This is a genomic window from Comamonas sp. UBA7840 (assembly GCF_002501455.1).
Taxonomy (GTDB): Bacteria; Pseudomonadota; Gammaproteobacteria; order Burkholderiales; family Burkholderiaceae_C; genus Comamonas; species Comamonas jiangduensis.
Map to the genome: position 1 here is coordinate 1 of NZ_DLTI01000024.1, position 21,757 is coordinate 21,757.

The 21,757-nt window shown below is 57.9% G+C and carries 21 protein-coding genes and 1 pseudogene; 9 read left to right on the plus strand and 13 right to left on the minus strand.

Annotation, left to right across the window (positions count from 1 at the left end; translation table 11 throughout):
• Window positions 1-710: 710 nt before the first annotated feature.
• The 3 genes and pseudogenes from B3R00_RS08810 to B3R00_RS08820 form a co-directional block, all read right to left on the minus strand.
• Window positions 711-866 (minus strand): annotated as a pseudogene (locus tag B3R00_RS08810) (IS5/IS1182 family transposase); the annotation flags it as partial.
• Between the two features lie 37 nt (window positions 867-903).
• Window positions 904-1,173, minus strand: coding sequence for a hypothetical protein (locus B3R00_RS08815; RefSeq protein WP_286998693.1), 270 nt, complete (start codon window positions 1,171-1,173; stop codon window positions 904-906).
• A 71-nt stretch (window positions 1,174-1,244) separates the two neighbouring features.
• Window positions 1,245-1,826 carry a C40 family peptidase gene (locus tag B3R00_RS08820; RefSeq protein ID WP_286998694.1) on the minus strand — a complete coding sequence of 194 codons (582 nt, stop codon included), beginning with the start codon at window positions 1,824-1,826 and terminating at the stop codon, window positions 1,245-1,247.
• A gap of 199 nt (window positions 1,827-2,025) precedes the next feature.
• Between B3R00_RS08820 and B3R00_RS08825 the strand changes: the two genes are divergently transcribed.
• Window positions 2,026-2,634 carry an isochorismatase family protein gene (locus B3R00_RS08825; protein ID WP_286998695.1) on the plus strand — a complete coding sequence of 203 codons (609 nt, stop codon included), beginning with the start codon at window positions 2,026-2,028 and terminating at the stop codon, window positions 2,632-2,634.
• A gap of 225 nt (window positions 2,635-2,859) precedes the next feature.
• Here the strand turns inward: B3R00_RS08825 and B3R00_RS08830 are convergent, their stop codons facing one another.
• The 6 genes from B3R00_RS08830 to B3R00_RS08855 form a co-directional block, all read right to left on the minus strand.
• Entirely contained in the window at window positions 2,860-4,272 is a 1,413-nt protein-coding gene (locus tag B3R00_RS08830) for a TolC family outer membrane protein (protein ID WP_376747673.1), read from the minus strand.
• A gap of 62 nt (window positions 4,273-4,334) precedes the next feature.
• The gene (locus B3R00_RS08835) at window positions 4,335-4,685 is read right to left on the minus strand and encodes a rhodanese-like domain-containing protein (RefSeq protein WP_286998696.1); all 351 of its coding nucleotides are present in this window, start codon (window positions 4,683-4,685) and stop codon (window positions 4,335-4,337) included.
• Window positions 4,686-4,718: 33 nt separating this feature from the next.
• A complete protein-coding gene (locus B3R00_RS08840) occupies window positions 4,719-5,426 on the minus strand; it encodes a protein-L-isoaspartate O-methyltransferase family protein (RefSeq protein WP_286998697.1) in 708 nt (235 codons plus the stop codon).
• Window positions 5,427-5,475: 49 nt separating this feature from the next.
• Window positions 5,476-8,691, minus strand: a complete 3,216-nt coding sequence (locus tag B3R00_RS08845) for an efflux RND transporter permease subunit (protein ID WP_286998698.1) — start codon at window positions 8,689-8,691, stop codon at window positions 5,476-5,478.
• 31 nt (window positions 8,692-8,722) lie between these two features.
• Complete coding sequence (locus B3R00_RS08850; protein WP_286998699.1) at window positions 8,723-9,952, minus strand: efflux RND transporter periplasmic adaptor subunit; 1,230 nt, start codon at window positions 9,950-9,952, stop codon at window positions 8,723-8,725.
• A complete protein-coding gene (locus B3R00_RS08855; protein ID WP_219164631.1) occupies window positions 9,949-10,602 on the minus strand; it encodes a TetR/AcrR family transcriptional regulator in 654 nt (217 codons plus the stop codon). Before B3R00_RS08855 ends, B3R00_RS08850 begins: the two co-directional genes overlap by 4 nt.
• 148 nt (window positions 10,603-10,750) lie before the next feature.
• On the opposite strand from B3R00_RS08855, the gene msrA reads away from it, so the two are divergent.
• The 6 genes from msrA to B3R00_RS08885 all read left to right on the plus strand — a co-directional run bounded on the left by msrA (window position 10,751) and on the right by B3R00_RS08885 (window position 15,944).
• Window positions 10,751-11,290: a peptide-methionine (S)-S-oxide reductase MsrA gene (gene msrA, locus B3R00_RS08860; protein WP_286998700.1), complete on the plus strand. Its 540-nt coding sequence runs from the start codon at window positions 10,751-10,753 to the stop codon at window positions 11,288-11,290.
• 95 nt (window positions 11,291-11,385) lie between these two features.
• Entirely contained in the window at window positions 11,386-11,820 is a 435-nt protein-coding gene (locus B3R00_RS08865) for a transcriptional repressor (RefSeq protein ID WP_286998701.1), read from the plus strand.
• A 59-nt stretch (window positions 11,821-11,879) separates the two neighbouring features.
• The gene (locus B3R00_RS08870) at window positions 11,880-12,188 is read left to right on the plus strand and encodes a hypothetical protein (RefSeq protein ID WP_286998702.1); all 309 of its coding nucleotides are present in this window, start codon (window positions 11,880-11,882) and stop codon (window positions 12,186-12,188) included.
• A 46-nt stretch (window positions 12,189-12,234) separates the two neighbouring features.
• Window positions 12,235-12,618, plus strand: coding sequence for a hypothetical protein (locus B3R00_RS08875; protein ID WP_286998703.1), 384 nt, complete (start codon window positions 12,235-12,237; stop codon window positions 12,616-12,618).
• Between the two features lie 187 nt (window positions 12,619-12,805).
• Window positions 12,806-14,875 carry a TonB-dependent receptor gene (locus B3R00_RS08880; RefSeq protein WP_376747672.1) on the plus strand — a complete coding sequence of 690 codons (2,070 nt, stop codon included), beginning with the start codon at window positions 12,806-12,808 and terminating at the stop codon, window positions 14,873-14,875.
• 124 nt (window positions 14,876-14,999) lie between these two features.
• Window positions 15,000-15,944, plus strand: coding sequence for an AEC family transporter (locus B3R00_RS08885; protein WP_286998704.1), 945 nt, complete (start codon window positions 15,000-15,002; stop codon window positions 15,942-15,944).
• 243 nt (window positions 15,945-16,187) lie between these two features.
• Here the strand turns inward: B3R00_RS08885 and pdxH are convergent, their stop codons facing one another.
• Entirely contained in the window at window positions 16,188-16,850 is a 663-nt protein-coding gene (gene pdxH / locus B3R00_RS08890) for a pyridoxamine 5'-phosphate oxidase (RefSeq protein ID WP_284214932.1), read from the minus strand.
• A 174-nt stretch (window positions 16,851-17,024) separates the two neighbouring features.
• Between pdxH and B3R00_RS08895 the strand changes: the two genes are divergently transcribed.
• The gene (locus B3R00_RS08895) at window positions 17,025-17,558 is read left to right on the plus strand and encodes an OmpA family protein (RefSeq protein ID WP_286998705.1); all 534 of its coding nucleotides are present in this window, start codon (window positions 17,025-17,027) and stop codon (window positions 17,556-17,558) included.
• 107 nt (window positions 17,559-17,665) lie between these two features.
• Here B3R00_RS08895 and gloA read toward each other — a convergent pair whose 3' ends face one another.
• From gloA to B3R00_RS08915, 3 genes are all read right to left on the minus strand, one after another.
• Window positions 17,666-18,082: a lactoylglutathione lyase gene (gene gloA / locus B3R00_RS08900; RefSeq protein WP_284214930.1), complete on the minus strand. Its 417-nt coding sequence runs from the start codon at window positions 18,080-18,082 to the stop codon at window positions 17,666-17,668.
• A gap of 102 nt (window positions 18,083-18,184) precedes the next feature.
• Window positions 18,185-18,928, minus strand: coding sequence for a TlpA disulfide reductase family protein (locus tag B3R00_RS08905; RefSeq protein ID WP_286998706.1), 744 nt, complete (start codon window positions 18,926-18,928; stop codon window positions 18,185-18,187).
• A 597-nt stretch (window positions 18,929-19,525) separates the two neighbouring features.
• A complete protein-coding gene (locus B3R00_RS08915) occupies window positions 19,526-20,524 on the minus strand; it encodes a DNA-binding protein (protein ID WP_286998707.1) in 999 nt (332 codons plus the stop codon).
• A 113-nt stretch (window positions 20,525-20,637) separates the two neighbouring features.
• Between B3R00_RS08915 and B3R00_RS08920 the strand changes: the two genes are divergently transcribed.
• On the plus strand, window positions 20,638-21,711 hold the full coding sequence (locus tag B3R00_RS08920; protein ID WP_286998708.1) for a site-specific integrase: 1,074 nt from the start codon (window positions 20,638-20,640) through the stop codon (window positions 21,709-21,711).
• The last annotated feature ends 46 nt before the right edge of the window (window positions 21,712-21,757 follow it).

Consider the following 21,757-nt stretch of genomic DNA (forward strand, 5'->3'; position numbering starts at 1 on the left):
CAAAACCCGGGGCGGTTCACAGCTTGTCGCTCTTACCCATGTTTCTGACTAGGGTTGTTTTAGCCAGATTTGATTTGCTGAGGCATTGGTGGACTCCTCAAAGATGAGTGAAAGGCAGAATTGCTTTCACGACTTGAATTTGCTCCTGAAGCAATACCCGCGTTGTATGAATGCGTAAGTAACAAAGGCGCTTGTTTTCCAAACCGCAGCCCTTTGTCACAAGGCGCTGGTTTCCGGCCTAACTCTTTCCGGTTTCCCAGCTCCAGACCACAGTTGCTCCATGCGGTGAAGGGTAATCACCTTCATGGCACACCTGGGCAGGTGGACTGTGACACTCGCCTTCAAACCCTTCCCATCTTTCTTTCGACGTCGGTTGTCCATCTGGCCGGTGCCCCTGCAATATTTTTGTGTTTGTAGCTACAGCTAATCCAAGGCTCAGCACGACTCATGCAAAAAACCCTCAGGGTGCGGGCGTAGGACGTTTGCAGATGTGAATTGAAAGTGGGATCATGAACCCATCACGCACTTCAAGGAGAGCTGTGATGTCTGCCCTAATGAATCAACTTGTTGGCCTGTGGCTGTTGGTGATGCTTGTAGCTTGGGTGATCTACGAGGTGAGGGATGACTGGAAGTGAATAGTCTGAGTTGTGCGCCCTACAAGCCGGTGTTGGCAGCAAATTCACAAGGCCTTCGCATAGCAAGATCGCCACCACAATCACTACAGGGTGGTATGACGGACGACCGGTGCTTGCAGGCGCAACCCTGTTGAGTCCGAGAGCCCGCAAGTCCAACTCATCAACGAAGGCATCTACGACTCGCACGGGATTATCTTCACCAATGAAGTCATCCAGGCACTCTGGCAGCAGCGTGACCTGATCTCGACAGTAAGTAGTGGCAACTGGTTCAGGGGTTCACGTTCCACTTGTTTTTAAAGTCAAATTCCAGCTGTTCGCACTGGCCTTCTTTGAATTGGGTAGGGGTGTTTTCCTTGGGTCCTTTTTCACGCTCTTTCCAGCACAGCCGGATGGTTTCTCGCTCCAGCCATTGTTCTTCTTTGTTGGGGGAAAAATAAAACATGAGCTGGCTGCCCAGCATCAGCAACGCAAATAGTGCGATAGGTGTGCCAATGATCCAGCGAACCAGTTTGGGTTTGGGGATGGCTTTTTCAGTCATACGAGGCAGTTTTTGGCGGGAATAAAAACAAAGGCCTGCATGAAGCAGGCCTTGATGCGTGAGCGCAAGATTTAAGGGGTTTTCAAGTCGCTGGACAGCAGGCTGTCGGTGTCGACGTTGGCCACATCAACGCGGCGCGCTCCATTGAAGCGCTTGGCCCAGTAGCTGGTATTCATATCCTCAACACGGACGGTTTTGCCCTTGCTGGGGGAGTGAATGAACTGGCCATTACCTACATAGATGCCGACGTGGCTGAATGCACGGCGCATGGTGTTGAAGAACACCAAGTCACCTGGCTTGAGTTCTTTTTTGTCAATCTTTTGCGTGGCTTTGGCTTGCTCATCCGCCCGGCGTGGCAAAAGATGCCCCACGGTGTCTTGGTAGATCGCACGCACGAAACCGCTGCAGTCAAAGCCAGTGTCTGCACTCGTGCCACCAAAACGGTAGGGAATGCCAATCATGCCCATGGCCGTGTTGATCAGGCTGGACGTGTTGGTTGCAACGGTATGGCCTACCGTTTGTAGATTGGCCCCAAGACCACGCTCTTTCAGGATTTGGGTCAAACGATCCTGAGAAAGAGCCTCGTCGGCAGTGGGAGCTGCTTGCACGCTTCCACAGACAAGGGCGAGAACTAATAGCCATTTGCAAGTCATGGGGCCGGAGGTTATCACGGCTTCCTGACGTTGTGGGCAGAAAATGCCTTACAAATCACGTTCAATTATGGTTTTCCACTGGATGTTTGGCCCGTGTTTGATGTGAAGCAGCCCGCATCAACTTCTGGCAGTTGGGTGACGAGCAGGTCTTATCGCTGCGACAATGCAGCCTTATTGAAGAACACTCTAGGAAAAAAACATGTTGCTGGATGCCGATGACTCGCAGTTGGTGCTGATCGACTACCAAGAAAAACTGATGCCAGCTATTTTTGAAGGCCCACAGGTGCTGGCGAACGCCATCAAGCTTGCGAAGCTGGCCAACATGATGCAGGTGCCAGTGTGGGCAACCGAGCAAAACCCCAGTCGCCTGGGCCCCAACGATGCGCAATTGCGTGCGCTGTGCGATGAGACATTTGCCAAGATGAGCTTTAGCGCTGCAGAAGAGGGCTTGATTGACGCGCTACGCCCGCCTGTCAAAAAACAGCAAGGTGGCAATGCACGCAGCTTGCCTAAACATTTGCAAAAGCCAGCTGCCCCGCAAGAGCCTGAGCGGCCCTCCATCATCATCGCTGGCTGCGAGGCCCATGTTTGTTTGATGCAGACAGCCCTGCAACTGTTGGAAGAGGAGATGGAAGTGTGGGTGGTGACCGATGCTTGCAGCTCGCGCAGTGAGCGCAATCGTGATGCGGCTTTTGACCGCTTAGCAGGCGCAGGTGCTGAGCTGGTGACGACCGAAATGGTGGCCTTTGAATGGATTCGCAGCTGTGAGCACCCAGCCTTTAAGCAAATGCTAGAGTTGATCAAATAAGTACCACTTGGGTCGTACTCTAAAAAGCGCTGGATTACTGGCGCTTTTTATACAACAACGAATGCAGCTTACATGAGATTTATTTGTATTCTAAAACAAACAAATGCTCTAATAAACAGAGGTTTTTAACAGCACTAATTATTAAAAAGATAGCTGCTGACGCAGCAAATAAAAGGGTCCAGTATGTTTCTGTACTGAACCCTTTTATTTATCTGCGCTTAATGCTCATTTTTTTTGAGAACTGGGAATGCTTGGCAAGGTCACAAGATGAGCGGGGCTCAACATCGCATTGATGCTATGCACATCTTGCATGCTTAAATTTCCTGCCGCTTGGCGCAGCTGAAGTTGTCCCACGAGCAGGTTGTAGCGTGCTTGTGCCAGGTCTTTTTGTGATTGGTAGAGCTGGCTTTGGGCATTAAGTACGTCGATGTTGATACGTACGCCCACTTCATAGCCCAGCAAATTAGCTTCTAAGGCACTTTGGCTGGAAGCCACCGCAGCCTCCAATGCTTGGACTTGTCCGTAACCCGACTGCACACCCAAAAAAGCAGTGCGCACTGCCTGCGCAACTTGGCGTTTGGCAGCTTCCAAATCGGCACGGGCCTTTTCTTCCAGCGAGAGTGTTTCTTTGACACGGTTTTGTACGGCAAATCCGGCGAAGAGGGGGATGTTCATCACCACCCCGACCGTTCCCACAGTCGCGTTATTGCGCACCGGCATGGTCAATGAGCCATCGGGATTACGCTGCGTGCCGTAGCTAGCCTGCAAATCTACGGTAGGTTTGTGCCCCGCGTAGGCTTTGTCCGTTTCCAGTTGCGCCACATCCACGGCAATCAACGCTTGCCGAATCAGCGGGCTTTGGGCTTGCGCGGTATCTAGCCAGACTTGCAAATCATTTGGCATGAGTTGTGGCAGCCGCACGGGCTGTGCCAGCGGCCACGGCGTTGCCCCTGCAGCGCCCACCAGTTGCTCCAGGGCAGCTTGTGCGACGCGCAGATCGTTTTCGGTAGCGATTTCTTGGGCGCGCACCAGGTCAAACCGTGCTTGCGCTTCGCGTGAGTCAGTGACCGTGGCCGTTCCAATTTCGAAATTGCGTTTGGCGTACTCGTACTGTTCAGCCACCGCTCGTTTTTGCGCTTGCACTAGATGCAGGGTATCCAGCGCGGCCAGCACTTGGAAATAGGCTTTCGCCGTGCGCACCAGCAAATCTTGCGATGCAGCGTCCACCTGGGCATAGGCCAAATCCACATTGCGCGTGCCTTGGCGGTAGGTGGCTAAGTTGGCGGGGTTATACAGGGGTTGCTTGGCTTGCAAGCTGGCGGAGTCTTGGCGTGCATCCAGCGGCTGGGTCGGAAAGCTGCCGCGCACCCGTGTTTCGCTGTATTGGCTGCCGGCCTGAATGCCGACTTGCGGCAGCAAGCCCGCTTGGGCTTGTGCACCTTTGCTGATCGTTGCGTCCAATTGGGCACGTGCGCTTTGCCAGGCGGCGTCATAAGCCTGGGCTTGTTCGGTAAGTTGCACCAAACTTTGGGCCTGTACGGCGGCAGTTTGCACACAAGCCAGTAAAGCTGCGCAGGCAATCCGGCCCATAGCGGGGCGCAAAGCGCGAGAGATGTGCTGCCCGAATGAAAAGACCATGGGAAACGTCTCCAAGAATCTCACCGGCAGCGCCTGTCTGCCTTGTTGTTGTGTTGCTCGACTCAGTATGTAGGCACTTGGGGATCACGCTCGTGCGACCAAGCGTCAATGCCCCCTGTGATATTGGCCACGCATTCGAAACCTGCACGCTCCACCAGATATACGGCCACGCTCATGCTGCGCGCGCCGTGGTGGCACAGGCAGGCAACCGGGCGCTCGGGGTCAAGCTCATTGAGGCGGGATGTGATCTCGCCCATGGGAATGCACTGCAGCTCAAACTGGTCACTGGGCGCCACACTGGCTACTTGGCATTCCCACTTTTCACGCACGTCCAAAACGACGGGCTTGACAGCATCACCGGCGAATTGGCCCAACCACTCGTCCAGCAGGGAAGGGCGCACTTGATAAAACATACAACTCTCCGGTGAGGCCGATAAACGCAGACGTTAGAACGTGAAACGTGGCGCGGTTGCAAAGCCTTGCAGGCGCGGCACCACGAGATCCCATGGGGTTTTGGTCGTGGTATGGCCGTTTTGCTTGGTCACGATGGTGAAGCGCATCATGGGCTTTTGCCCGACGATGGCAGCCAGGCGGCCACCTTCTTTGAGGTGCGACAACAGCGTTTGGGGCAGAACTTCGACGGAGCCGCTGAGCAAAATCACATCAAAAGGGCCTTCGGGCAAGGTGTCTTTGGAGCCATCGGCCACACGCACGGTGACGTTGGTGCAATCTGCATCGGCCAGATTTTCGCGGGCCATATCGGCCAACTCTGGATTGATTTCCAAAGTCACCACGTCTTGGGCCAGCTTGGACAGCAAGGCTGCGCTGTAGCCTGAGCCGGTGCCGATTTCCAGCACGCGATCGGTAGGCTGAATGTCCAGATCGTTGATCATGCGCGCTTCTACACGGGGCTGGAGCATGCATTCACCATTTTCGATGGCGTTTACATCATCATTCAGGGGCACTTCAACGTCCATGAAAGCCAGGCTGTACTGTGCGGGAGGGGTGAAATCTTCACGGCGCACGGTGTAGAGAGCTTCGAGCAGGCGTTCTGCCGACACATTCCATGGGCGCACTTGCTGCTGCACCATGTTGTAGCGGGCATTTTCGGTAGCGTCTTGGCGATCTAACAGGCTGTTCAGGGGCAAATTCATTAGGGTCTCCTCCGCTGCGGGATGGCTTATCTGAAACAAACTCAGGATTCTACGAGTCTAGGGGCGCTTCTGCGGCGTTGTCGGGCTCCCGACCCTTCCAAAGCTTTTTGCACCACTGCGTCAAATCGTCTAAATAGCAATACACCACTGGCACGACCACCAAGGTCAGCAGCGATGAGGTAATGACCCCGCCAATGACTGCCTGCCCCATGGGTGCGCGTTGCTCGGAGCCTTCGGTGACGGCAAATGCCAGCGGCACCATGCCAAATACCATGGCCAAGGTGGTCATCAGGATAGGGCGCAGCCGCACCTTGGCGGCCAGCAAGAGTGCTTGCTCACGCGGCAGGCCTGGCTGCACTTGCCCCCGCTCATCGGTGTGCTCGCCCCGTGCACGGATGGCAAAGTCCACCAGCAAAATGGCGTTTTTCGTGACCAGGCCCATCAGCATGACGATGCCGATGATGGAGAACATGCTCATGGCAGAGTTGAACATCATCAGCGCCAACACCACGCCAATGAGCGTCAGAGGCAAAGCGGTCATCAGCGCCAGCGGCTGGATAAAGCTTTTGAACTGGCTGGCCAAAATCATGTAGATAAAAATGATGGCCAGCGCCAATGCAGAGATGGCATAGGCAAACGACTCCTTCATGTTCTTGGTGGAGCCGCCAAACTCCCAGCGGTAGCCCGGCGGCATCTGCAGCTGGTTCAGCAATTGGGTGATGTCTGCCGAGACCTCACCGACCGAGCGCAGGGCTACGTTCGCGGTAAATTGCACCTCGCGCGTCATGGCGCGGCGGTTGATCTGGCTGGGGCTGCTGGATTCAACCACGTCAGCGACCTGGCTGAGTTGCACCACTCGGGTATTTCCGTCAGGGCCGGTCAAGGCAAACGGCAGGCGCTGCAAGTCAGCAGGCTGCGTGCGCGCTTGGGGCGCCAGGCGCACATTCACATCGTAGGTTTGATCATCACTGGCGCGCCAATTGCCAATCGTGTCGCCCGCCACCAAAGTGCGCAAGCTGCTGGCAATGCTGGCTACTGAAAGCCCCACATCAGCGGCTGCATCGCGGCGCACCTGCACGTTGATGACAGGTTTGGGTGGTTGCAAGCTGGTGTCTACATCCACCAAGCCGTGGATGTGCTGCAACTGCTTCATTAACTGCTGGTTCAGCCGCCCCAGCTCGCCCAGGTCTGGGCCCATGATGGAAAACTCAATTTGCTTTTGCCCTCCCACGGGCTCCAGCAACCCCACGTGGGTCACGATGATGCCAGGCACATTGCGCAAGGTGTCGCGCAGCTTTAACGACATGGCATCCAGACTGCGTGAGCGCTCTTTGCGATCCACCAGGCGGATGTAGATGCTGGCGGAGTGCTTGCCTTCGGCATTGCTGGTGTTGATGCTGGTGAGTGTGTAACGTACCTCAGGCATGGCACGGATGATGGATTCCACCTGCAGCGCTTTGGCTTCGGTGGCCTCAATGGCCGAACCCTGAGGGGTTTCAAAGTTAACGCGGGTTTCGGAAAAGTCGGCAGCGGGTACAAATTCCGAGCCCAGCAGCGGCAGCATCAGCACACTGCCCACAAAAATGCCCAAGGCAATCACTACGGTAGCCAGCTTGTGCAGCAGTGCCCAGCGCAGCAAACGCTGGTACAGGGCAGATAAATCTTCGCTGGCATTGTTAAACCAGTGTGTGATGCGGCCCAAAGTGCGGTCGTACAGCGTGGGTTGACCTGCGCGCGTGCCAGATTGGCCATGCACGTGAATGCTGGGGTCATGCCATACGCTGGAGAGCATGGGGTCCAGCGTAAAGCTGACAAACATGGAGATCAGCACCGCCGCCACGATGGTGATGCCAAACTCATGGAAAAACTTGCCGATGATGCCGCCCATAAAGCCAATGGGCAAAAACACGGCCACGATCGACAAGGTGGTCGCCAGCACGGCCAAGCCAATCTCTTGCGTGCCATCCATGGCTGCGTCATAGGCGTTTTTGCCCATCTGGACGTGGCGCACAATGTTCTCGCGCACCACAATCGCATCGTCAATCAGCAGGCCCACGCACAGTGACAACGCCATCAGCGTCACCATGTTGATGGAAAAACCGAACATGTACATGAACCAGAAGGTGCCAATCAGCGCGATCGGCAGCGTCAAGCCGGTGATAATGGTGGAGCGCCACGAATTCAGGAACAAAAACACAATCACCACCGTCAGCACGGCACCTTCCAGCAGGGTTTGGCGCACGTTGTCGACGGCCACCTGAATCGGGCGGGCGGCATTGGCAATCGGCTCCAGCTTGATGCCCGCAGGCAATTCTGCGCCCATGCTGTCAATCGCCTGGTTCAAGCCTTTGACCACTTCAATCGTATTTTCGTCCTGCGCTTTTTGCACCGAAAGCACCAGGGTGCGCTGACCGTTGTACAGCGCCAGACTCTCGACCTCTTGCGCGCCGTCGTGCACCTGTGCAAGTTGCCCCAGTCGCACAGGTGCACCCTCGCGCTGCGCCACGATGATGTCGGCAAACTGCTCCGGCCGCTGAATGCGCGCGTTCACCTGCACCACACGTTCTTGCTGCAGCGAACGAATGCTGCCCACCGGCAAGTCCTGGTTTTCACTGCGCACCGCACTGACCACCTGCGCGGGCGAAATGCCATACGCCTGTAAAGCGGCCGGGTCTAGGTAAATGTTGATCTCGCGGGGGGTGTCGCCCACCAAATTCACAGCACCCACGCCGCGGACGTTCTCCAGGCGCTTTTTCAGCACCTGCTCGGCCCACGTGGTCAGTTGGATGGGCGACAGCGGCTGCGCGCCCGCAGCCTGTGTGTCGCGGTCGGGCAGGACGGCCACCGACCACACAGGCGCACTGGCGGGGTCAAAACGCAGCACCCAAGGCTCATCCACCTCATCGCGGAGCAGGGGGCGCACAGTGGCGACTTTCTCGCGCACATCATCGGCAGCTTTGCGCCCGTCAATATGCAACTGAAACTCGATGATGATCAGCGATTTACCCTCATAGCTGCGCGAGGTGAGGGCGTTGATGCCCGCAATCGAGTTGATGGCTTCTTCCATCGGTTTGGTGACTTCGCTTTCCACCACCTCGGGGGAAGCACCGGGGTAACCCACAGAAACCACGACCACGGGGAAATCGATGTTCGGAAACTGATCAATCGCCAGCCGCTGGTAGGAGAACAAGCCCAGCACCACAAAGGCCAGCATCACCATCGTGGCCATGACGGGGTTGCGCAGACTAACCTTGGTAAACCACATGGTGCGTACTTTCTGTCGGTGCTCAGTGCGCTCAACGGCCTGTCGGCGCTGGCTGCATAGCAGCAGGCGTGGGCGGCTGCGCGGCGTCCTGCAGTTGCACCCGGGTGCCTGCGGGAATGCCGCCCACATTCCCGACCAAGGCAATTTGCCCGGGCTGCAGCCCTTGAACGGCGACCCATGTCTGCGCTTCGCCTACGCTTTGCGGCCCCAAGGTGACGGTGCTGTGCTGCACCACATGGTTCAACACGGTTTGGACATAGGGTTGGGGCTGGTCGGTGCGCACAGCAGTCAGTGGTACCGCCAAGGCTTGTGTGCTGCCGGTCTGTATAAAGCCTTCCACATACATCCCCGGGCGCAGCGGTGTATCGGCTGCAGCGGTCAGGCGCAGGTAAACGGGTACAGATCGGTTGCCTGTGGATGCACTGGGATTGATGCGCACCACCTGGGCCTGTAAGGGCTGCGGCGCTTGCCCATTGCTGGTACGCAGCTGCAATTGCGCGTTCTGGCCGACCCGCACTTGGGCAGAGTCATTCGCGGGCAACTGTGCCTCCAGCTCTAAAACCGCAAGGTTCACCACCTCCAGGATGGGCGCCTCCACGTTCACGCGCTCCCCGTTTTGCACCATGCGGCGCGCCACCTGACCGGTAATGGGGCTGCGCAGCACCGTGTCATCCAGGCTCTTCTGGGCCGCGTCTTGGGCTGCCCGTGCTGCGGCGTAATTGGCCTGTGCAGCCTGCAAGTTGGCGGCTGAGGTAGCCAGCGCTGTCTCGGAAATAAACCCTTTGCCCACCAGCGCCCGGTTGTTGTCGTGCTGACGCTGCTGGATAGCTACCTGGGCATGTGCGGCATTGGCTTGCAGCTGTGCCTGCCGAAAGCGCGCGTCGGACTCGGTGGGGTCCACCCGGGCAATCACCTGGCCTTGCGCCACGCTGTCGCCTTCGCGCAATTGCAGCTCTCGCAGCTCCCCGGGGACGCGGGCTTTGATCACTGCGCGGTCTACCGCAGACAAACTCCCGGTAATACGCAGCCCCAAGGGCAATTTACGCAGCTGCACGTGCATCCACTCGTTCGGTGCAATGCTTAAACTGGCTGCAGCGCGCTCCAGGCTTGCGCTGAGTGCTTCTTTTTTTGCGCTGCGATTGTCCAGTGCACGCCACATGCCCCCGATGATGGCAATCACGCAAATGGCCGCCAGCAGCCACATCCACTTGGGAGTCTGGCGAGCAGCGGCGGGGGCAGTCTGGGGCGTGCCGGATGTCATTGCGGGTGAGCGGCCAAGCCGCGTAGCAGGTTGTCTACGTGCATGTCAAAGTAGGCTTGGGCAGAAATGCCCAATGAATCGGGGTAGCACACACCCATGGAGTGGCGCCATTGGATGTACGAGAACATAGGCGTCATGATCAGGTGGATGCCTGCATTCACGTCGATGGGGCGAAACTCGCCCCGCTCAATCCCGCGCTGCAAGATACGGCGTACCAAGTCGTGGCCCGGCTTAATCACTTCTTCCAGATAAAAAGTTGCCAGCTCGGGGAAGTTGCAGCACTCACTGGTCATCAACTTGTAGATGCCTCCTGCGTGCGTGTGGGCAATACGCTCTACCCACACGGCGAAGGCATAGCGCACCAGATCGGGCGTGGAGCCCGCAAAATCACGCAGTTCGTTGCTCCATTCCACAAAGCGCCCGGCAATGTTTTCGCGCACCACGGCTTTGAGCAACGCCTCTTTGCTGGGGTAGTACAGAAACAGCGTTCCCTTGGATACATTGGCACGCGCAGCCACTTCCTCCACGCGTGTGGCGGCATAGCCTTTTTCTACAAACAGGCAAGTGGCCGCCTCCAGTAATTCAGCAGGGCGTGCTTCTTTGCGGCGGGTGCGGCGCGGTGAATCCGCGGGAGAAATATCGGCGCTCACAGGTACTCGGTCCGTCCAATAGAAATGACCAACTGGTCATTAGGCGCAATATAAGAAAGGCCTAACAGAGCGTCAAGCGGTTAATTTCCTACAAAAAGCAAGCTCGCAGCTGTCGGCCAGCTCCACGTACTCGGTGTACAAACAGGGCATGCAAGAAACCATTTATTTCGGCGGCGGCTGTTTCTGGTGCACAGAAGCTGTGTTTGACAGGGTGCAAGGCGTTCTGGATGTAGAAAGCGGCTACGCCAATGGGCACGTGCCGCAGCCTAGCTATGAGCAGGTGTGCGAAGGCACCACGGGCCACGCAGAGGTGCTGAAGGTAACATTTGATACTGAACAGATCTCGCTGCACACGCTGCTGGAGATTTTCTTTGGCACCCACGACCCGACCACGCTCAATCGCCAGGGCAATGATGTGGGCACGCAGTACCGCAGCGGTATCTACACTACATCGCCCCAGCAGCATGAGGCGGCACAGGCATTGGTGCAGTCACTCAATCAAAACAAGGTTTTTGGTGTGCCGGTGGTGACCGAGGTGCAACCACTGGACAACTACTGGCCTGCGGAGGACTACCACCAAGACTACTTTGCGCGCAATCCCCACCAAGGTTATTGCGCGTACGTGGTGGGCCCCAAGGTGCACAAGTTCTTGCAAACCTTTGCTGCGCACGCCAAAAAAGACGCATAAAACATAGCCTGCGTGTGCAGGCAGGCATAATGCAACCGTGTTGCGTTAATGGCTGTCTACGCCTGCTTATGCCTGAATCTCGTGGTCCCACTGCTTTGACTTTGCCTGCTGGCATGCGTGCGACGCGTGCGGTGCAGGTATTGCTGTCGGTGCTGCCTGCGCAGCAACCGGCGCTGGGGTGGACGCAAGCGCTGGCAGAAGCCGCCCTCCAGGCGCAGGGCGTGCAAGTCAACCGCGTGACGGTTTACCGGGCTTTGGATCGGCTGGCAGAAGCCGGGCTGCTGCAACGCTCGGTCGATGCGCAGCGCACCACCCGCTATTGGGTGGCCAATACCCTGGAAACTGCGCCCTCGGCGCACATGGAATGCAAAGCCTGTCACCAGCCCATGGAGCTGGACGACAGTGCGGCCGCTGTACAAGCGGCCTTGCAGGCCTTGCGCCAGGCGGTGGCACAGACGGCCGGGGTACACAACCCCACGCTGGATGTCACCGTGCAAGCTGAATGCGCGCACTGCGCCCACGGGCAGTGATGGCAGTGATAGCCAGTGATGCGGCACATCTTTCTTCAACCCCTCTGAGAGTCTTTCCCATGAAATCTCTGCTTTGTACTGCGGCAGCCGCTTTGCTGCTGTCTGCCCCCGCGTGGGCGCAAAACCATGCCCACGGCCACGATGATGCGGCGCACAGCCACAGTAACCCAGCCACTGCGTCGGCGGCCAAGGTTGATGCCCATACCCAAGAAGATATTGAGCGCCACCGTGGCATGGCCCGCGCGCATGAGCAAGCTGCGCAATGTCTGGCTGCTGGCAAGTCTTATGAAGACTGCCAAAAGCAATTGCAAACCAGCTGCAAAGGCTTGGCCCTTGGCAAAAACTGCGGCATGCGCCACGCACACTGACCGTTTTCCCACTTTCTGAAGGATTTTTCGCTTTTTCAGCTCAGATATGAACTGGTTTTCCCGCATGCACGCTGCGCGCACGCCCTGGTTAGGGTGGTGGCTGGCCTTGGCTTTGGTGATTGCACCAGCCTTGGGGCGCATGCACGAGGTGCTGCACGCACCGACACTTTCCTTCATCGCACAGGCCAGCACATCCGCTGAGCACTCGCATACGCATGGCGGCATTGCCGCATGGTTTGACGGGCACAGCGCGCAAGCTTGTTTGGTGCTGGATCAATTGGGGCATGGCGCCAGCAACACGCCTGCGACGGTGGCAGCAAGCCATCTGCAACCGGCACAGCCACCACTGTGGATCTGCGTTGCCCACTTGTTGCCCGCGCCTGCGCGCATCTTCCAGGCCCGCGCGCCGCCTGAAGACTTCATCGCCTGACCTCGGTCACTGTTATCTAAAAAAAGAGCTATTGGCGCTTGCTACATAAGCGCTAGAGGCACTTTTTATCCAGATTTTTACGATGCGCTGCCACGGCTTGCCCGTGCTGCAGTGGCTGTCTGCTGCCTGATGCGCGCTGCGCACAGGCCGGCAGTGTCTGCGCGCGTCTTTTTGCTTGAGAGAAAACATGAAGTCTTTGCAATCCCCTTGGCACTTGCAGCTGATTCAACCTGCAGCCATCGCGGTGGCTGTGTATGCGGCCCATATCCAGATGGGCTACGCGCAGGAGGCCGTCGACCACGGCCACCACCCAGCCAGTGAGGTGGTTTTGCCCGGCGTGACCGTGTCCGCCACCGGATTGGGCTGGGCGGCGCAAGATATGGCGGCCCCTGTGAGCGTGCTGGAAGGGCAGACATGGCAGCTGCAACGCGCAGGCACTTTGGGCGAAAGCCTGGCGGGTGAGCCCGGCATTCACGCCACCCACTTTGGCGCCGGGGCCAGCCGCCCCATCATTCGCGGCATGGACGGCCCACGCATTGGCGTGCTGGCCAATGGCGTGGAATTGCACGATGCCTCCACCATCAGCCCGGACCACGCCGTCACCGCTGACCCGTTGCTGGTGCAGCAAGTGGAAATTTTGCGTGGCCCCAGCGCCTTGATCCACGGTGGTGCCGTGGGTGGCGTGGTGAATCTGGTGGATGACAAAGTGCCCACACAGCGCCCAGACCAGCCCGTGCAAGGCAGTGCCGAGGCGCGCTGGGGCAGCGCCGCGCATGAAAAAAGTGGCGCGATGGGGCTGACCACAGGCAGCGGCCCCTTGGTGCTGCGTGTGGAGGCGGCAGGGCGCAATGCCAGCGATTACCGCGTGGGGCGCGGCTGGCAAGCCGAAGAGGGCGGGCGCAAAGTGCCGGGCAGCTTCAGCGATGGCCATACGGGCACGGTCGGCCTGTCGTGGGTAGAGCGCGACGGCTATCTGGGCGCGGCCTACACCCGCCAGCGCGCGACCTATGGCTTACCCGGCCATGCACACAGCGATTGCCACCCGCACGGCGAGCATTTGCACTGCGGCAGCCACGGTGGTCACCACCATGCCCACGAGGAAGAAGAAGCCACACCCGTGGTCGACATGACCAGCCACCGCTGGGATGTGCGCGGCGAATGGCGCAACCCGGTGCCGGGCGTTGAGGCGCTGCGCTTCAAAGGCAGCCACACCCGCTATGCCCACGACGAGCTGGAAGGCGCAGAAGTGGCCACGCAGTTTCGCAACCGGGCCCACGATGCGCGCATTGAAGTGCAGCACGTGCCCATTGCAGGCTGGCGCGGCATGGTGGGGATGCAAAACGGCCAGCGGCGCTTTAGCGCTGAGGGCGAGGAAGCTTATGTACAGCCCACCAACACCCACAAATGGGGCGTTTTCATGCTGGAAGAGCTGCAAGTGGGTGACTGGCGCTGGCAGGCCGCGCTGCGGCATGACCGCCAGCAAGTTACTGCCTTTGACAGCCAGATCGAGCGCAAACACCACGCCAATTCGGCATCGCTGGGTACGGTGTGGCGTTTTCAGCCGGGCTGGCAGGCCAGCGCCTCATTCAGCCACGCAGCGCGCCTGCCTTCGGCCGAAGAGTTGTTTGCCAACGGCCCGCACATGGCTACCAACAGTTGGGAAGTGGGCAATAGCCAGTTGCGCAAAGAAACCAGCAACGCCTGGGATGTGGGCCTGCGCAAAACCACCGGTGCCACTACGTGGAGCACCAACGTCTACCACCACCGCATTCAGGGCTATATCTATGGCCGCACGGTGGATGAGCAAGAGGGCTTTCAGCTGCAGCACTACACCCAGGCTAACGCCCGCTTTACGGGGCTGGAAGCGCAAGTGCGCCAGCGCATCAACCGTTTTTTTGGCGTGAGTGTGTTTGGCGATGTGGTGCGCGCCAAGCTGGCCCACGGTGGTGATTTGCCCCGCATTCCAGCGGCCCGCGTGGGGCTGCGGGTGGACGGCACATGGCAAGGCTGGGAAGGGCAGGCCGAGTGGGTGCAGGTGCTGCGCCAAAACCGCACGGCGGCGTATGAAGACGCCACAGGGGGCTATGGCATGCTGAACCTTGGTGCCAGCTACCGGTTTGCCGGCAGCCCGGTGAGCCTGACGGTGAAGGCTCACAACCTGACCGATCGCCTGGGCTACGCCCATACGTCGGCCATCAAGCACGCGGCGCCTTTGAAGGGGCGCAACCTCATCGTGGGGCTGCGCGTGGACTTTTAAAGCGCTGGCGCCTGTGTAGCCTTGGTGCCTTCAAGAGGGCCAGCCAAGGCCTATGATGCCGATCCGGAGCACAGACCAGCACAGGGCTGGTGCTGGCTCCGGATTTTTTTACAGGTGCATACACGTGGAGTCACCAGCGCTTTCGGCCTTGTTGCCAGTGGTTTTCTTGATTTTGACAGGGTTGGTTGCGGCCAAAGTGGACTGGATTCGACCGGGCGCCGTCAAAGATTTGACGAATCTGGTGTTCTACGTGCTGACCCCGGCCTTGCTGTTTCGCACCATGGCCACGGTCAAGCTGGCGGATTTGGATTTCAGCCCCATCGTGCTGTACTTTGTCGCAGTGGGTTTGGTGTTTGCCGGCACCATGGTGGTCTATGGCTTCACCACCTTGGCCGCCGCGCGCGCCTTGGGTCACACGTTCAGCAACAACATCATGATTGGCATTCCCTTGGTGGGCTTGGCCTATGGCCAAGAGGGGCTGGTGACGCTGTTGACGCTGATTTCGGTGCACGCCTTGGTGCTGCTGGGCAGTGCCACACTGGTGTTTGAGCTGGCGCAGGCGCGCCAATCCAGCGCCCAGGGCAAGCCGCAGGCGCTGGGCCGCACCTTGTGGCAAGCAGCCAAAAACAGCGTGATCCATCCTGTACCTCTGCCGATTATTGCGGGCCTGCTGTTTGCACAAACCGGCTGGAGCATTCCGCTGGTGGTCGACAAACCCATGCAGTTGCTGGGGCAGGCCTTGGGGCCGATTGCCTTGGTGCTTGTGGGCGTTACGCTGGCCTATAGCAAACTGGGCAGCTTGATCAAGCCGGCAGTGCGTATTGCCGCCGTCAAAACCGTGGTGCACCCCATCTTATTTTTGTGCGTGGCGTGGTTGTTTGGCTTGCGTGGCGTGCCTATGGCGGCCATGGCACTGGCGGCATCACTGCCCGTGGGCGCGAATGTGTATATGTTTGCCCAGCGCTATGGCGTGGCCCAAGAAGAGGTGACGGCCAGCATCGCCATTTCCACAGGGCTGTGTTTATTCACCGTGCCCGTTGTGCTGCTGGTGCTGCAAAAGTTGCTTTAAAAAGATGAAAAAACAAGAGCTGCCAGCGCATGGAATACATGGGTTTCAAGATGATTTCTATCTGAAACCTAAGATATTAAAGCGCTAGCAGCTTTTTTTAAGATAGCTCTTGGCCGCGTTGCCTATGCCTGCTGTGCGGCACCGCAAGCGTTGGTGCTCAACAGCGGGGCACGCACAAAACCCAGTACATCCAAGAGGTCGTGCAAAACCGCGCCGTATCAGCGGCTGTGTGTGCGTCGGCGCTTAAGGTGCCAGCCGCTCACGCAGCCATGCACCGTTGTGGGGCTCATAGCGCAGGCGGTCATGCAAGCGGCTCTTGCGGCCTTGCCAAAACTCCCAGCGGTCAGGCACCAGACGAAAGCCTCCCCAGTGCGCAGGGCGGGGCGGGTTCAGCAAAAATTGCGCGCCATATTTGGCGGCATTGGCCACCAGCACGCTGCGGCCGCTGATGACCTGGCTTTGCGGGCTGGCCCATGCGCCAATCCGTGAGTCCAAGGGGCGGCTGTTGAAATAGGCATCGCTTTCCGCCTCACTCACACGCTCAACGCGCCCTTCAATGCGCACCACGCGCTCAAGTTCCACCCAGTGAAACTGCAGCGCGGCAAACGGGTTGCCCGCCAACTCTTTGCCTTTGCGGCTGTCGTAATTGGTGTACCAGACAATCCCGCGCTCGTCATAGCCTTTGATGAGCACCACGCGCGTGCTCGGGCGCAAATTGCTGCCCACGGTGGCCACCGTCATGGCGTTGGGCTCGTTCACCTCCGCATTCACGGCTTCTTGCAGCCATTGGTCAAACTGCTGAAGAGGGTCGCTGTGCGAGGCATCCTCATTCAACTCCGCGCGCTCATAACTTTTGCGCAAATCAGCAATGTGGGCAGAAATTTGGCTCATGCCGTGATTGTGCACCTGCGGGAATGTGCCGCCGGTCGCGTGAACTGCAAGTTTTTTGACTTTTTGCAGTTAAAAGTTTTTTGCAAATGTCGCAAATGTGTTACAAATTTGCACGCCGTGCCGCCGCACGCCCACCGCCATGAACAGGAGCCTTCGCCGCAGGAGTGCTTAACCACCGAGAGAGATGCCATGTCACAGTCCAACGATTCACAAACACCTATGCTTATCTTGGCGTTTTCTGCGGCATTGATGGCGTTGTCGGTGTCCTATTCCGTAGATGCAGAAACTTTGAGCGAAAACACGGCCCAAGCCGCACCGGGTGGCATGACCCAGACTACATACGCTGCCTATGAACCGCCCACACTGGCACCTTCTGCCATCGTGCTGCAGGGCGTGCCCGCGTTCCGGGTAGAGCAGGGCATGGTCAAGCTTTTCTTCGCCCCCAGCAAAACCGATATTCCATTGAGCGCAGAAAGCGCATTGCAAGACATCGTTGCAGCCATGCAAAACGGCCAGCGCGTACAGATTTCAGGCTTCCACGATGAAACCGGCAATGCCCAGCAAAACATCGCACTGTCTAAAAAACGCGCTGAAGTGGTACAAAAACGCCTGATTAGCCTGGGTGCACCCGCGCAGGCGATTGCACTGAAAAAGCCCGCCGCAACAGCCAGCACTGGCAATCATGCAGAAGCGCGCCGGGTTGAAGTGACGCTGCTGCCGTGAGCAAGGCCTGCCCACGCGTTGCATCTTCCGTCAATCAATCACCGAGCATAAAAAACGCCAGCGCTCTTGATGAACGCTGGCGTTTTTTTTGAGAGAAGCCGTGCGAATTAGCGCAAGCCAGTGCCTGCGCCGTGATCGTCCTTGCGCTCAATCAGCTCAATCTTGTAGCCATCGGGATCGGTCACAAACGCAATCACGGTCGAGCCACCCATCACGGGACCCGCTTCGCGGGTGACATTGCCGCCGGCAGCCTTGATTTTTGCGCAGGCAGCATACGCATCAGGCACGCCCAAAGCGATGTGACCGTAGGCCGTACCCATGTCATAGCTTTCCGTGCCCCAGTTGTAGGTCAGCTCAATTTCGGCTTGGCCAGGGTTACCGCCTTCGTAGCCCAAGAAGGCCAGCGAGTATTTGTACTCTGGGTTCTCAGAAGTGCGGATCAATTGCATACCCAGCACATTGGTGTAGAAGTCAATCGAGCGCTGGAGATTACCAACGCGCAGCATGGTGTGGAGAATTCTCATAGTGTGTGTATTGTGCATAAAGCAGGATGAGGCGGCTTAAAGCAAGGCGAGAGCACCTAAGTTTTGCGGCGGATGCGCACTATCTACAAAACTCTGGTCGACTCAGTTTGTGATCTGCTTCAGGTAATGCTGCAGACTGGCAGCAGACAACTCGCCGTTGCGCACGGCCTGCAATTGTCCTGATGCGTCGTAAAACAACGTTGTGGGCAACCCATTGCCCCCAATGTGCTGGGCCATAAATCCTTGCGGATCCAGCCAAGTCTGCGCAGCAGGTAAGCCGTGCAGATTGACAAAACGCACGATGGATGTTGCAGGCTCCTGCTGATTGAGCCAAATAAATTGCACGTCAGGTTGGCCTTGCTGTGCCTGCACCAGCACAGGCATTTCACGCACACAGGGCGGACACCAACTTGCCCAGAGATTCACTACCACTGGCTTGCCTTGTAGCGCAGCTAAATCTACGGTCTCACCCTGCGAATTCAGGGTTTCCCATGCAGGAATGGCAGAAGGAGGGGCTCCAAACTGATCAAGTAAGCCTAAGCCGCCCCACCAAATGAAAGCCGCCGCTGCAATCCCTAGCATCAAAGATTGTGTTTTTTTGTATTGAGCACGAAGCCCTAAGCTCAGGGCATACAGCGTTGCTGTAGCAAAGCCCGCAGTTGCGGACCAGCCGCCGTCTCTGATATCAAGTACAGAGAATGGTGCTGCACCATACGCTTGCGGATACTGCAGCACAAACCCCAATCTGGCAGCCACCAAGCCTGTGGTACATAACCAGAACACATGCGGTTTCAGCTTTAGTTGGTGTATGGCAGCCAGTTTGTGGGCGACCCAAGTCCAACTCAAGCATCGTGCTCACTGTCTTTCAAACGGTATGAGCTCATGATGCTGGATGTTACAAACGGTGGTTTAGCTTTGGCAAAGCTTTTTGAATCTTTTGCGTGTATCTACGCGTACAGAGACTTGAATTGCAGAGTTAGTTCCTTGGGCGGACAGTAATTAAATACAATGTATATTATGTTAAGTCGCTTTTACGAGCTATTCGACGTCAGTTTAAGCACCTCGCTTTGATGCTTCGCATTGCTTGAAATGTGGTCAATCGCGACAAGCGCAGGCCATGTTTCGAGCATCTCAAAAAGCACAATTTATCCACCTCCCTACCATGGCGGACAGCCTAACAAACTAAGACGTTGTACATAAATCAATTGCAGGGCGTGGACGTCCAACCGCGTTGTAAATTCACCTTAGCGAAGAGCAAGCCATTTGTGCTTGCAGCTGTACGGAATATGGACATCCGAATCCATCTGTCGCCTGCACAGGATGCGGAAGTCAGGCACTGCCCACACAAGCACATGCAGCTGAATCAAGGACTCCACCAAATCGGCCAGAACGCAGCGCTGCTCCGTTCTTTGCCTTCTGCGCCAACGCATTGGGCTGCCACACTTACTTGCGGGTCAAACGCAGCGCCCGCTCTGACAAGGCTCTGCGCTGCAAAGAACGACCGCCCCGGTTTTTGGTACCTGCTGCAGTTTCGGCCTCAGGGTTCTCTGCAGCGCCGCTGACTGCTGCTTGCGTAAGCTTGAGCATGGACTTGAGTTCTTGCACATGCTCCTTGCTCAGCGCCAAAGCCTGCTGGGCACTCAGATGGGCCGTTTGGCTGGCCAGCAACTCTTCCTCTGCCGCAGCGCAGCGCGCTTGCAGGGCTTCGTAGCGGGTTTGGGCTTTGTGCTCCGCCTCTTGCTGGGCCTTTTTGGCTTTTTCTGTGTCTTGCCGACTGCGGTCCAGGTCGGCCAGCATCCGGCGCTCATTGCCGGCAAATTGTTCGGCCAAACGCTGGCGCTCTTGGGCTGCGGTTTCCAGCTCTTTGGAATGCTGTTCACGCAGCTGCTCTTGCGCGGCGCGCAGCGCAGCTTGCTCCAAGCGCTGTTTTTCCAGTAGCACATCGCGCTCATTGAGTTGTTGCTGCATTTCATTCAACCGGCGCGATAAATCTTCGCGTTGGTCTTGCGCCAGCTTCAACGCCGCATCCATGGCCATTTTTTGCTGCTGCATGGCCTCCTCGCGCTGCTGCAGCTTGGTTTGCTGGGCTTCCAGCTGCTTTTGCACCGCCTGGGCCGCTTCTTCGCGGGTTTGCAGCGCCTGCACAGCAAGCGCTTGTGCCTGCTGCATGGCATTGCTCCACAGCGCCTGCGCGGCTTCCAACACCTCGGTCGGTACGGCATTGCGCAAATCCTGGGTGTGCTGATTCAGGCCCAGCCGCGCGCCCAGCGTGGCAAACCATGCATCCAGCATGGGCGCCACGGTGTTGGGTGAACCCCGCCCCATGTGCTGGCGCACTTTTTCAATGGTGGGCTTGTGCCCGTCGGCCAGCAAGGCATCGGCGGCGGCCCAAACATCGGCTTCTTGAATGCCTCGCGGCGTTTTTGGTGCTGTGGATTGCATGGTTCTTAGATTACCATCGATAAGAGATTGTTATCGTAAGTTGTTAGATATTATTATATAATATCACATGTAATACATGTTATTTAATACATATTCAGTGAGAAATACTACATATGCGCAACACACACCTGCTGGCAGTGGCGAAAGAGGAACAAGGCCTGAGCCTGTTGAGCGACAGCACGCTCCACGCCCTCAAAGAGCTGCTGCGCGAAGGTGAAGCCGCCAACACCGTGCGCAGCTACCAAAGTGCCATGCGCTATTGGGCGGGCTGGCACCAGTTCCGGCTGGGGCAGGCCATTGCCCTGCCCTTGCCGGTGGATGTGGTGCTGCAATTTATTGCTGACCATGCCCAGCGCAGCACCCCGTATGGGCTGCGTTGTGAGCTGCCCCCGTCAATCGATGCGGCGCTGGTGCAATCGGGCTGCAAGGCCAGGCCGGGTGCGCCCAGCCACAACACGCTGGTGCACCGTGTGGCGGTGATGAGCAAAGCGCACCAAAACCGGGGCATGCCCAACCCCTGCCATGATGAAAAAGTGCGTGAGCTGCTCTCGCGCACGCGCAAGGCTTACGCCAAGCGGGGCGAGCGGCCCCAGAAAAAATCTGCCATCACCAAAGACGTGCTGCAACAACTGCTAGCCACCTGTGACGACAGCCTGCGCGGCCTGCGCGACCGTGCCCTGCTGCTGTTTGCCTGGAGCAGCGGGGGACGCCGCCGCTCAGAAATCAGCAGTGCCGATATGCAATACCTGCGTCAAATTGGCCCCGGCCAATATCTGTACGAGCTGGCTTTCTCCAAAACCAACCAAAGCGGCGCAGACTTGCCCGAAAACACCAAACCCGTGTTGGGAGCGGCAGGCAAAGCCTTGGCCGACTGGCTGGCTGCCAGCGGCATTACCGAAGGCGCCATCTTCCGGCGCATTCGCAAAGGCGGGCACCTGGGCGAGCCCCTGCAAGCGCCCGCCGTGCGTGCCATCGTCAAAGAACGCTGTGCGCTGGCCGGGGTGGATGGTGACTTTTCAGCGCACTCGCTGCGCTCGGGTTTTGTTACAGAGGCGGGCAAACGCAATGTGCCGCTGGCCGAAACCATGGCGCTCACCGGCCACCAGAGCGTGGCCACTGTGCTGGGCTACTTCCGCGCAGAATCCGTCATCCACAACCAGGCCGCGCATTTGATGGATGAGGATTGATAGCAGGCGCCCGGCGCTCTAGCATGGCTGCACAGGCTGAAAGTTC